The organism is Bradyrhizobium acaciae, from assembly GCF_020889785.1.
GTDB lineage: Bacteria > Pseudomonadota > Alphaproteobacteria > Rhizobiales > Xanthobacteraceae > Bradyrhizobium > Bradyrhizobium acaciae.
The window spans coordinates 148001-159187 of the sequence record NZ_JACMYK010000006.1 but is presented as its reverse complement, the minus strand read 5'-3'; the positions used below and the strand labels follow the sequence as shown (position 1 = coordinate 159187).

The 11187-nt window shown below is 65.0% G+C and carries 11 protein-coding genes and 1 pseudogene; 8 read left to right on the top strand and 4 right to left on the bottom strand.

Annotated features, from left to right (window positions below; all coding sequences use genetic code 11):
- Positions 1–213: pseudogene (locus H8A92_RS05280) on the bottom strand (hypothetical protein); the annotation flags it as partial.
- A gap of 84 nt (positions 214–297) precedes the next feature.
- Here H8A92_RS05280 and H8A92_RS05275 point away from each other — a divergent pair.
- The 3 genes from H8A92_RS05275 (at position 298) to H8A92_RS05265 (ending at position 1360) form a co-directional block, all read left to right on the top strand.
- On the top strand, positions 298–873 hold the full coding sequence (locus tag H8A92_RS05275) for a DUF2975 domain-containing protein (protein ID WP_229194785.1): 576 nt from the start codon (positions 298–300) through the stop codon (positions 871–873).
- A gap of 10 nt (positions 874–883) precedes the next feature.
- Positions 884–1102 carry a helix-turn-helix domain-containing protein gene (locus H8A92_RS05270; RefSeq protein ID WP_021079458.1) on the top strand — a complete coding sequence of 73 codons (219 nt, stop codon included), beginning with the start codon at positions 884–886 and terminating at the stop codon, positions 1100–1102.
- Between the two features lie 69 nt (positions 1103–1171).
- Complete coding sequence (locus tag H8A92_RS05265) at positions 1172–1360, top strand: putative motility protein (protein WP_229194784.1); 189 nt, start codon at positions 1172–1174, stop codon at positions 1358–1360.
- Here H8A92_RS05265 and tlpA read toward each other — a convergent pair whose 3' ends face one another.
- Complete coding sequence (gene tlpA, locus H8A92_RS05260; protein WP_229194783.1) at positions 1361–2053, bottom strand: thiol:disulfide interchange protein TlpA; 693 nt, start codon at positions 2051–2053, stop codon at positions 1361–1363.
- Positions 2054–2181: 128 nt separating this feature from the next.
- On the opposite strand from tlpA, the gene argH reads away from it, so the two are divergent.
- From argH to lysA, 3 genes are all read left to right on the top strand, one after another.
- The gene (argH, locus tag H8A92_RS05255) at positions 2182–3579 is read left to right on the top strand and encodes an argininosuccinate lyase (RefSeq protein ID WP_229194782.1); all 1398 of its coding nucleotides are present in this window, start codon (positions 2182–2184) and stop codon (positions 3577–3579) included.
- 92 nt (positions 3580–3671) lie between these two features.
- Positions 3672–3941, top strand: a complete 270-nt coding sequence (lptM, locus tag H8A92_RS05250; protein ID WP_229182551.1) for an LPS translocon maturation chaperone LptM — start codon at positions 3672–3674, stop codon at positions 3939–3941.
- Between the two features lie 16 nt (positions 3942–3957).
- Positions 3958–5223 carry a diaminopimelate decarboxylase gene (lysA, locus tag H8A92_RS05245; protein WP_229194781.1) on the top strand — a complete coding sequence of 422 codons (1266 nt, stop codon included), beginning with the start codon at positions 3958–3960 and terminating at the stop codon, positions 5221–5223.
- A 178-nt stretch (positions 5224–5401) separates the two neighbouring features.
- Here lysA and H8A92_RS05240 read toward each other — a convergent pair whose 3' ends face one another.
- Both H8A92_RS05240 and H8A92_RS05235 read right to left on the bottom strand, forming a co-directional pair.
- A complete protein-coding gene (locus H8A92_RS05240; RefSeq protein WP_229194780.1) occupies positions 5402–6313 on the bottom strand; it encodes an NAD(P)-dependent oxidoreductase in 912 nt (303 codons plus the stop codon).
- 194 nt (positions 6314–6507) lie between these two features.
- Entirely contained in the window at positions 6508–6891 is a 384-nt protein-coding gene (locus tag H8A92_RS05235) for a carboxymuconolactone decarboxylase family protein (RefSeq protein WP_018268955.1), read from the bottom strand.
- 171 nt (positions 6892–7062) lie between these two features.
- Between H8A92_RS05235 and H8A92_RS05230 the strand changes: the two genes are divergently transcribed.
- Together H8A92_RS05230 and H8A92_RS05225 are read left to right on the top strand one after the other, a co-directional pair.
- Positions 7063–9684, top strand: a complete 2622-nt coding sequence (locus tag H8A92_RS05230) for a TIGR02302 family protein (protein ID WP_229194779.1) — start codon at positions 7063–7065, stop codon at positions 9682–9684.
- A 166-nt stretch (positions 9685–9850) separates the two neighbouring features.
- Positions 9851–11170, top strand: coding sequence for a TadE/TadG family type IV pilus assembly protein (locus H8A92_RS05225; RefSeq protein WP_274613236.1), 1320 nt, complete (start codon positions 9851–9853; stop codon positions 11168–11170).
- The last annotated feature ends 17 nt before the right edge of the window (positions 11171–11187 follow it).

Below are 11187 nucleotides of genomic sequence, written 5' to 3'. Positions count from 1 at the left end.
CGCGCGCGCATCGAGCAGCCAGCCGGCGGCTTCGCCGGTGCCGGCCAGATAGGCTGTCAGCGTTTGCCGCGCGGTGGGATTGGTCGCGGCCTGGTCCAACATCGCCCTGACCTGCGCGACCGAGATCTGTCCATGCGATGTCGAAGGCTGAGCGTGCGCAGCGGTCGTCAGCACGAGGAGGGCACAGATGGTGCGGGTCGGGCGGTTCAGCATGAGGCTGCCTTTCAATGCATGTTGACTCGCAGATAATTATTATCGTAAAACAATAATACTTGGTCAATAGTCCCGAGGTTGAATATGCCCGCGTCCCTCTCGTCAGAGCTTCCGCAGTCCGCGCGACCGGCGCGTCTTGAACGCATCAGTGTGGTCAGCCGCATGCTCGCCTATGCGTGCACCGGCATCTCGTTCGTGCTCGCCGTGGGCCTGCTGGCCTATTGGCTGACGAGCCCGGATGAGGCGATCCTGCGCGATGCGGGGCTGACCGGCATCGCCTTCCATCCGATCGGCTGGCTGGTTCGCCTGATGGGTCTCATTGTCTCGGCGTTGCCGCTGGCCTGTCTGATCTGGGGACTGTCGCGCGTGCGCCGCTGCTTCACGTCGTTCGCGGACGGGCGGTTCTTCACGGCCGAAAACGTCACGGGGTTGCGCGACCTCGCGATCGCGATGCTGGTCTCGACCTTGCTGAAGCCGCTGATCGGCGCACTGCTCTCGATCCTGCTGAGCTGGCAGACCTACGCGCTGGGCAAGTCCGTCGTCATCGCGTTTGGCTCCGATACGCTGCTGGCGCTGCTGTTTGCCGGCCTGGTCGCGGTCACGGCCTGGGTGATGGCCGAAGCCAATGCGATCGCCGACGAGCACGCGCAATTCGTTTGAGGCAGTTGCGATGCCGATCCGGGTCCGGCTCAACGTGATGCTCGCCGAGCGCAACGTGAAATCGAAGGAGCTCGCCGAATATGTCGGGATCACCGAGGCCAATTTGTCCCTGCTCAAGCAGGGCAAGGTGAAGGGCGTCAGGTTCGATACGTTGGAACGGATCTGCACCTATCTGAAGTGCCAGCCCGGCGACTTGCTGCGCCATGAAGACGACGATGCGTCAGCCTGACGCGGTCATGCATTACCCGAGTATTAACTTTCGCGCGCTACCCCAGAGCCAGTTCCGGGAGTACCGCGCATGGACATGATGAGCATGGTGTCGAGCATCTTGTCGATGCAGCAGGGCAACCTGCAGGGCGAGATCGCGACCCGGGTGGCCAAGCAGAATCTCGATGCGGAGAGGTCTGCGGTTCAGACCCTGCTCGGCACGCCGTCGACCGCCAATCTCGGTGCCGGCATCGGCGGCAATCTCAACGCCGTCGCCTGATCAGAACCCGGCCGCGGCCGGGGCCAGCGCCGCCTTCACCAGCTTGATCGCATCGTCGCTCGCCCATTCGGCGGGACCGGCGATATTGGCGATTTCGCAGCCCTTGCCGTCGACCAGCACAGAGGTCGGCATGCCCAGCGCCTTGCCTATGTTCTTAAGGTCCTGAAAGACTTTGGCTTTCTGGTCGCTGAAATAGCCGAGACTGGTCAGATTGGCTTCCTTCAGGAAGTTCTTCGGCTTGTCCGGGTCGCGGGTGTCGATGTTGATCGCCACCACCTCGAAATCCTTGCCGCCGAGCTTGGTCTGCAGGCTGTCGAGCGCCGGCATCTCCTTGCGGCAGGGCACGCACCAGGTCGCCCACAAATTCACGAGCACAGTCTTGCCGCGCCAGTCCGAGAGCTTCTTCGGCTGGCCGTTGGCGTCCTCGAACGTCAGGTCGGGCAGCTTCAAGGGCGCGGTCGCCATAGTCAGCGCCGCGACTTCGCCATGGGCAAGCGGGGCGATCTTCTTGGCCAGATCCACCGCGCTGTTGCAGGCGAGATCGCCGCCCGCGGGATGCTTGAGGCCGGAGACCCCGACATAGCCGATCGCGGCCCCGGCCAGCACGGCGCCGATCACCAGCGGAATGCGCCACTTGGCAGTCGGCCTGGCACTCGACTTGGCGGTCGGTTCGGATGGGGTCGTCTCGGGCATATCGTTTGTCATCCTGGGTCAGATGTGGCTAAGCAGTGCCGGGAATTACGACCGGAACCGCCATGCTGTTTCGCCGCTCCGGCACAGGGGCAGCACGGCCTGAAATACAAATTCGTGAGCGAGATGTCATGAGCAACAAGATGTGGGGCGGCCGGTTCTCGGAACGTCCCGACGCGATCATGGAGGAAATCAACGTCTCCATCGACGTCGACCGTCACCTTTATGCCCAGGACATTGCCGCGTCCAAGGCCCACGCCGCGATGCTCGCCGCGCAAGGCATCATCACGTCAGCTGATGCGAAAAATATCGGCAAAGGTCTAGACACGATTTTGTCAGAAATCGGCAAGGGCGATTTCGACTTCAAGCGCGCGCTCGAGGACATCCATATGAATGTCGAGTCGCGGCTGTCCGAACTGATCGGACCCGCCGCGGGCCGGCTGCATACCGCCCGGTCGCGCAACGACCAGGTCGCAACCGATTTCCGGCTCTATGTCCGCGATACAATCGACGAGACCGATGCTGCGCTGGCCGCGTTCCAGCAGGCGCTGGTCACCCGTGCGCTGGAGCATGCCGGAACGGTCATGCCGGGCTTCACGCATCTGCAGACCGCGCAGCCGGTGACCTTCGGCCATCATCTGCTGGCCTATGTCGAGATGGCCGGTCGCGACCGTGGCCGCTTTACCGACGCGCGCAAGCGGCTGAATGAATCGCCGCTCGGCGCCGCCGCGCTCGCCGGCACCTCGTTTCCGATCGACCGCGCGGCGACCGCCAAGGCGCTCGGCTTCGACCGGCCGATGGCCAATTCGCTCGATGCGGTGTCCGACCGCGATTTCGTGCTGGAGACGCTGTCGGCAGCCGCGATCTGCGCGGTGCACATGTCGCGCTTCGCCGAGGAGATCGTGATCTGGACTTCGCCGCTGGTCGGTCTCGTCAAGCTCAGCGACAAGTTCACCACCGGCTCGTCGATCATGCCGCAGAAGCGCAACCCGGACGCCGCCGAGCTGGTGCGTGCCAAGACCGGCCGCGTGATCGGTGCGCTCACCGCGCTCCTGATCGTGATGAAGGGCCTGCCGCTCGCCTATCAAAAGGACATGCAGGAGGACAAGGAGGGCGCGATGGAGGCGTTCGCGGCGCTGTCGCTCGCGATCCGCGCCATGACCGGCATGGTCGAGGACCTGGTGCCGGACGAGGCCAAGATGAAGGCCGCGGCCGGCGAGGGCTACGCGACCGCGACCGACCTTGCCGACTGGCTGGTGCGCACCCTGAAAATGCCGTTCCGCGATGCCCACCATGTGACCGGGCGCATCGTCGGCCTGGCCTCGAAGCAGGGCGTGGCGCTGCACGAATTACCGTTGGCGGCCATGCAGGAGGTCGAGCCGAAGATTACGGCTGAGGCGCTGAAGGTGCTCAGCGTCGAATCTTCGGTGAAGAGCCGGACCTCGTTTGGCGGCACGGCGCCGAAGAATGTGATGGCGCAGGCCAAAGCCTGGGCCAAGCGGCTGGAAAAAGAGCGAAAATTGGGCTGATCCGGAAAATTTGACCGTGATTTCTCGGCCCTCGGCCTCTCGCCAGAGCACGCCAATGTTTGTATGGTGCCGCCCGAATTGGGGAATTCGTTGTGATTAGCAAGAACCGCCTGACCCCCTCGGGATGGGCCATCATTGTGCTGAGCGCTGCAACACTCGCGCTCGGCGGCTGCGGCCGCAAGGGACCGCTCGACCTGCCGCCGACCGCGAACGCCGCGCCGGGCGTGGCACCGGGCGATACCGAGGCCGAGCGCGCGGCGCAGCCCAGCGTGTTCAATCCGACCTATGGCTCGGATGCCGCGCCGGCCGCGTCGAAAGGCAACAAACGGTCTTTCGTCCTCGATCCGCTGCTCGGCAACTAGTATCTAAAAGCTTGTCATGAACCATTTCGACTATCGCAACGGCGTGCTGCATGCCGAGGCGGTCAATCTCATTGAGCTCGCGGAAGCCGTCGGCACGCCGTTCTATTGCTATTCGACCGCGACGCTGGAGCGGCACTACCGCGTCTTCACCGAAGCCTTCGCCGGAGAGAAGGCGCTGGTCTGCTATGCGATGAAGGCGAACTCCAACCAGTCGGTGCTGCGCACGCTGGCCAAGCTCGGCGCCGGCGCCGACGTGGTGTCCGGCGGCGAGTTGAAGCGGGCGCTGGCAGCCGGCATTCCGCCGTCGAAGATCGTGTTCTCGGGCGTCGGCAAGACCGAAGGCGAGCTGCGCGCCGCGCTCGCCGCCGACATCCTCTGCATCAATATCGAGTCCGAGCCGGAACTCGAGATGCTGTCGCGCCTTGCGGTCGAAATGAAAAAGACCGCGCGGATCTCGGTGCGGGTCAATCCCGACGTCGACGCCGGCACCCATGCCAAGATCTCGACCGGCAAGTCGGAGAACAAGTTCGGCATTCCGATCGCGCGCGCCCGCGAGGTCTATGCCCGCGCGGCGAAGCTGCCCGGCATCAAGGTCACCGGCACCGACGTGCATATCGGCAGCCAGATCACCGATCTCGGTCCGCTGGAAGTCGCCTTCCGGCTGCTCGCCGAGTTCGTGCAGACCCTGCGCGCCGATGGCCACGATATCTCGCATATCGATTTCGGCGGCGGGCTCGGCATTCCCTACTACATGGACCGCGCCGCGCCGCCGGCGCCGGATGCCTATGCCGCGATGGTCAAGCGCGTCACGCACAATCTCGGCTGCACGCTGATGTTCGAGCCGGGCCGCATGATCGTCGGCAATGCCGGCATCCTCGTTGCCCGTGTGATCCATGTGAAGCCGGGCGATGCCAAGAACTTCGTCATCATCGACGCCGCGATGAACGATCTGATCCGGCCGACGCTGTATGAGGCGCATCACGACATCTTAGCCGTGCGCCAGCCTGCGCCTGATACCCCGACCATGGTCGCCGACGTGGTCGGCCCGGTCTGCGAGACCGGCGACTATCTCGCGCTCGACCGCGCGCTGCCGCAGCCGAAGGCCGGCGATCTGCTGGCGATCATGACCGCCGGCGCCTATGGCGCCGTGCAGTCCGGCACCTACAACACCCGGCCTCTGGTGCCGGAGGTGCTGGTCAAGGACGACCAGTATGCCGTGGTCCGCCCGCGCATCGACGTCGACGCGCTGATCGCGATGGACAAGCCCGCGCCGTGGTTGTGAGGCACTAGCGTGCCGCATCAATAGCGTCGTCCTGGCGAAGGCCAGGACCCATAACCACCGTTACTGCTTGTTGTACTGAGCTGGGGCCCCAGCTCAGCTGAATCACAAACGCCTGTGGTTATGGGTCCCGGGTCGCGCTTCGCTTGCCCGGGACGACGGCGGCTATTTGTCGACCGCCTTACTTCGCGGCGTGACTGCCGCCTTTGCCGCCACCCACGATCACACCCGCGGCTTTCTCGATCGGCTTGATCGCCGCCGTGAAATCCGACTCCGCGCCTTCCTCCCGGATGATGACTTCCCAGAGCCGGCCGACCGCTTCGGCGACTTCCATCGAAAGCCCGAGCGAGCGCATCTCCTCGACCGCGAGCCGCACGTCCTTGACCATCAGCCCGGTGGCGAAGCCGAAGTCGAAGCTGCGCGGCAGCACCGCGCGCGGAAACTTGTCGCGGCTCGCGGTGTTCAGCCCGGAGCCGGCATTGATGACGTCGATCATCACGGCCGGATCGAGCCCGGACTTCACGCCCATCACCACGGCTTCCGAGGTCGCGACCATCGCGGTCGCCGACAGGAAGTTGTTGGCGAGCTTCATGGTCTGGCCGGAGCCCGGCTTGGTGCCGATGAAGAACACCTTGCCGATCACGTCGAGCGCGCCCTTCACCAGCTCGAAATCGGCGCGCGGGCCCGACACCATCACCGCCAGCGTGCCCTTCTCGGCACCGGAGACGCCGCCGGAGACCGGGCTGTCGATCTGCACGATGTTCTTCTTCGCCAGGAGATCGTGGATCTTGACCGCCATCTGCGAGCCGACGGTGGAGAGATCGATGAAGCGCTTGACGCGCTTGCCCTCGATCACGCCGCCTGCGCCGGTTGCGACATCGAGCGAGGCCTGCAGCGAGGGCAGGCTCGCCATCACGGTCTCGACGCGGTCGGCGACGTCCCTGGGCGACGTTGCTGCCTCGGCACCGCGCGCCACCAGCCTTGCGAGCGCGTCCTTGTTTGTGTCGAACACGGTGAGCTTGTGGCCGGCCTCGATCAGCCGGCGCGCCATCGGGAAGCCCATCTTCCCGAGGCCGATGAATCCGATTTCCATGAGTCGTTTCCTTTTTTTCGTTTCGCGCGAAGCACCGAGCCCCACATCCAATGTCGTCCCTGCGAAAGCAGGGACCCATAACCACCGCGGTCAATTGGTGTGCTCCGCTGGAGGCCCAGCGTGTTCTCGCCACGAACGCCTGTGGTTATGGGTCCAGGCTTTCGCCAGGACGACGGCGGTGAGGCAGCAGCGCCTCACGCCTTGTTGTCGAGTTCGGCGAACACCTCGCGCGCGATGCGGAAGCTGTCGACGCCGGCCGGGATGCCGGCATAGATCGAGACCTGCATGAAGATCTCGCGGATCTCGTCGCGGGAGACGCCGTTGGTCAGCGCGCCCTTGATGTGCGCCTTCAGCTCGTGCGGCCGATTCAGGATCGAGATCATCGCGAGGTTGAGCATGCTGCGGGTCTTGCGCGGCAATTCCTCGCGGCCCCAGACCGCGCCCCAGCAATATTCGGTGACGAGTTCCTGGAACGGCTTGTTGAAGCTGTCCGAGTTCTTCAGCGCATTGTTGACATAGGCCTCGCCGAGCACCGCCTTGCGGATTTCGAGCCCCTTGTCGTGCGTCTTCTGGTCCATATCGTTTCCTCATGCTTAAGGCGTTGGTTCGGGCCGGGAAGTTACGGGGTCGAACCGCCGCAGTCACGCCTTCGTGTTATGCGTATTTCCCGGTGTGGGTTACGTCGGGGAACGGGTGCCTCAAAGCCGCCGCCGTGCTAGGCTGACCTGCCGGCTACCCCGGAGATTTTATTGAGCGGAGCCAACATCGACCCGTCTGACAACGCCTCACGCGCCGTCCCCGACAGCGATGCGATCGCGCGTTTGAAGCTGACCGAGGCTCTGCAGCGGGCAAGATTCGCGATTGCGTGGGAACGGGCCTGGCCCCATCTGGCGCGGTTCCTGACGGTTGCAGGATTGTTCCTGGTCGCATCCTGGGCCGGGCTGTGGCTGGTGTTGCCGTTTGCCGCACGCGTGGCCGGTGCCGGCCTGTTCGGCCTTGCCGGGCTCGCAACGTTGTCGCCGCTGGTGCGCTTCCGCTGGCCGAGCCGCGAGGAGGGCCTGAGCCGGCTCGACCGCGGCGCCGGCATCCGCCATCGTCCGGCGACCACGCTCTCCGACACGCTCACCAACAAGGACCCGTTCGCACTGGCACTGTGGCAGGCGCAGCGCGAGCGCACGCTGGCCTCGATCAAGCGTATCCGCGCCGGCCTGCCGCGGCCGCGCGTCTCGCTGCACGATCCCTGGGCGCTGCGCGCGCTGGTGATCGTGATGCTGGTCGCGAGCTATGTCGCGGCCGGCGACGAGCGCGGCCTGCGGGTCGCCTCTGCGTTCGACTGGAACGGCATCATGGCGCCGGCCAATGTCCGGGTCGATGCCTGGGTGACGCCGCCGAACTACACCGGCAAGCCGCCGATCATCCTGTCCAACGCCAACAAGGACGCCAACGCGGCCGACACCACCCCGCTCGCGGTTCCCTCGGGCAGCACGCTGCTGGTGCGCTCGAGCGGCGGCACCATCGACGTCGTGGTCGGTGGCGGCGTCAACGAGGTCGCGCCGGAGGGGCAGGCGCCCAAGGGCACCAATGAACGGCATTTCAAGATCACCGGCGACGGCACCGCGCATGTCCGCGCGCCGGCCGGCCAGCCGCAGTGGAAGTTCACCGCGACGCCGGACCGCCCGCCGTCGATTGCGCTCGCCAAGGATCCGGAGCGGCAGGCGCGTGGCGCCTTGCAGATGTCCTACCGGCTCGAGGACGATTACGGCGTGACCGAAGCGCGCGCGCAGTTCGCGCCGCGGCCGGGGGATGCAACAAAGGATGCAGCAAAGGATGCCGACGGCAAGACGACGCAGCCGCGTCCGCTGTTCGAGCCGCCGCAATTCGCGCTGGTGCTGCCGAATGCACGCACCCGCAACGGGGTCGGCCAGACCGTCAAGGACCTCAGCGAGGATCCCTATGCCGGCGCCGACGTGACGCTGACGCTGACCGCCAAGGACGAAGCCGGCAATGAGGGCAAGAGCGAGCCCTTCAACATGCGGCTGCCCGAACGCCTGTTCACCAAGCCATTGGCGCGCGCGCTGATCGAGCAGCGTCGGATCCTTGCGCTCGATGCCAACCAGAACGGGCAGGTCTACGCCGCGCTCGACGCGCTGATGATCGCGCCTGAAATGTTCATGCCGGAGACCGGTTATTATCTCGGCCTGCACACCGTGGCCCGCGAGCTCGAGGCGGCCCGCACCGACGATCAGCTCCGCGAGGTCGTCGCCAGCCTGTGGTCGCTCGCCGTCACCATCGAGGACGGCAACATCAGTGATGTCGACAAGGCGCTGCGCGCGGCGCAGGACGCGCTCAAGCAGGCGCTGGAGCGCGGCGCGACCGACGAGGAGATCAAGAAGCTCACCGACAATCTGCGCGCGGCGCTGGACAATTTCCTGCGCCAGATGGTCGAGCAGTTCCGCAACAATCCGCAGCAGCTCGCCCGGCCGCTCGATCCCAACGCCAAGGTGCTGAGCCAGCAGGATCTCAAGAACATGCTCGATCGCATGGAGCGGCTGTCGCGCTCCGGCGACAAGGATGCGGCGCGGCAGTTGTTGGAACAGATGCAGCAGATGCTGGAAAACCTGCAGATGGCGCAGCCCAATCAGGGCGACGACGACATGCAGCAGTCGCTCAACGAGCTCGGCGACATGATCCGCAAGCAGCAGCAATTGCGGGACAAGACCTTCAAGCAGGGCCAGGACTCCCGCCGCGATCGGATGCGCGGCAAGCAGGGCGACCAATCGATGGGCGATCTGCAACAGGATCAGCAGGCGCTGCGCGACCGCCTGAAGAAGCTGCAGGAAGAGCTCGCCAAGCGCGGCATGGGTCCGGATCAGCGCGGCCAGAAGGGCCAGCAGGGGCAGAAGGGCCAGGGCCAGAAGGGCGATCAGGCCCAGCAGGACGACCAGGGCGGCGATCAGGGCGATGACGGCGACGGGCTCGACCAGGCCGATTCCGCGATGGGCGATGCATCGGGCCGGCTCGGCGAGGGCAATGCCGACGGCGCGGTGGATTCGCAAGGCCGCGCACTGGACGCGCTGCGCAAGGGCGCGCAGAGCCTTGCCGACGCGATGCAGCAGGGCGACGGCGACCAGCCGGGCGATGGCCCCGGCAACCGCGCCGGCCGCCAGCAGAGCGGTGGCAACCAGACCGATCCGCTCGGCCGGCCGCTGCACGGCCGCGAGTTCGGCGACGATTACACGGTGAAAATTCCCGGCGAGATCGACGTCCAGCGCGTCCGCCGCATCCTCGAAGAGCTGCGCCGCCGCCTCGCCGATCCGTCGCGGCCGCAGATCGAGCTCGACTACATCGAGCGCCTGCTGAAGGATTATTGAGCCCGGCCGCCACGCGGGCTCGCGTCGCGGCGCGGACGAGCGGGTCGGAATGTCCGCCCGGTCTCCCCGCACAATTTCTCTAAAACTGTCTGGTTCCCGTTGGCGTGCATTTAATTCGCCTGCGTCAACCTGTTTCTGAAAATTGGCAAGCGTCTCAGGAGATCACATGAGGCACTGTAGCCGTTTATTCATTGCACCGTCGTACCGGCCATTGCGTAGAGCTCGCCGGGAGCAACAGAAGACCAGCAGCCCGTTTCGACAATTCGTTCGAGACCAGTCGGGCAGCTATGTCATCATTTCAGCGCTGCTGATGCCGGTCCTGGTCGGCACCGCGGGGCTCGGCACCGAAGTGGGCTGGTGGTACTACAAGCACAAGAACATGCAGAGCGCGGCCGATTCCGGCGCGGTCAGCGCCGCGACCGCGGCAAGTGCAGGCGCCGACCTGCTGGCCGAAGCCAATGCGGTGACGGCAAATTACGGCTACACCAACGCGTTGAACAGCGTCACCGTTACCGTGAACCAGCCGCCGAAGAGTGGCAATTACACATCCAATCTGCAGGCGATCGAAGTCGTCGTCACTCAACCACAACAGCGGCTGCTGTCGGCCTTGTTCGGCTCGGGTCCTGTGCTCGTCACCGCACGCGCGGTTGCCTTGCCGAATTCCGGGACGGGCTGCGTCCTTGCCCTCGATGCGACCGCGAGCCCCGCGATCAATGTAAGCGGCAGCAACCAGCTCAGCTTGATCAAGTGCAACCTCTACAGCAACTCGAGCGCAAGCCCGTCACTCAACGTTTCCGGCAACGCGGCGGTCTCGGCGAATCAGGTCGGGGTCGTCGGCGACGTGTCCGGCACCAGCAACATCACGGCGACCAACGGCATCAAGACGCACATCCAGCCGGTGGCCGACCCGTATGCGACCGTCTCTCCGCCATCGGAGCCGAGCTGCACCAACGCCAAGATCACGGTCAACGCCAACGGAAAGACCAACTCGCTCAGCCCCGGCTGCTACAAGGGCAGCATCACCGTCAATGCCGGTGCAACCCTGAGCCTCGATCCAGGCATCTATTATCTGGACGGCGCCAATTTGAGCGTCGCGGGCAACGCCACCATCACGGGCAGCGGCGTGACCCTGGTGTTTACGGGGTCGGGAAACAATTGGGGTACCGCTTCTATCGGCAGCAACGCGATCATCGACCTGACGGCACCGTCCTCCGGGCCCACGAAGGGCATCGTCATGTATGGCGACCGCAACATGACAACCGGCACCGCATTCAACCTGACCGGTGGCGGCACCCAGAACTTCAACGGTGCCATCTACCTGCCGAAGGCGAACCTCAGCTTCAGCGGGGGTAACGGCATGAATACATCCTGCACCAAGATCATCGCAGACACCATCACCGTCACCGGCTCATCGAATTTGCAGGTCAATTGTTCGGCGCTCGGCACGGCGACGATCGGCACGCAAACAGCGCAACTCATCGAATGAGGTTGGCCCGATGCACA

Excerpts from the sequence above, each read along its gene's own strand:
- H8A92_RS05275 (WP_229194785.1), top strand. The coding sequence starts at position 298 with ATGCCCGCGTCCCTCTCGTCAGAGCTTCCGCAGTCCGCGCGACCGGCG.
- H8A92_RS05270 (WP_021079458.1), top strand. The coding sequence starts at position 884 with ATGCCGATCCGGGTCCGGCTCAACGTGATGCTCGCCGAGCGCAACGTG.
- H8A92_RS05265 (WP_229194784.1), top strand. The coding sequence starts at position 1,172 with ATGGACATGATGAGCATGGTGTCGAGCATCTTGTCGATGCAGCAGGGC.
- tlpA (WP_229194783.1), bottom strand. The coding sequence starts at position 2,053 with ATGCCCGAGACGACCCCATCCGAACCGACCGCCAAGTCGAGTGCCAGG.
- argH (WP_229194782.1), top strand. The coding sequence starts at position 2,182 with ATGAGCAACAAGATGTGGGGCGGCCGGTTCTCGGAACGTCCCGACGCG.
- lysA (WP_229194781.1), top strand. The coding sequence starts at position 3,958 with ATGAACCATTTCGACTATCGCAACGGCGTGCTGCATGCCGAGGCGGTC.
- H8A92_RS05240 (WP_229194780.1), bottom strand. The coding sequence starts at position 6,313 with ATGGAAATCGGATTCATCGGCCTCGGGAAGATGGGCTTCCCGATGGCG.
- H8A92_RS05235 (WP_018268955.1), bottom strand. The coding sequence starts at position 6,891 with ATGGACCAGAAGACGCACGACAAGGGGCTCGAAATCCGCAAGGCGGTG.
- H8A92_RS05225 (WP_274613236.1), top strand. The coding sequence starts at position 9,851 with ATGAGGCACTGTAGCCGTTTATTCATTGCACCGTCGTACCGGCCATTG.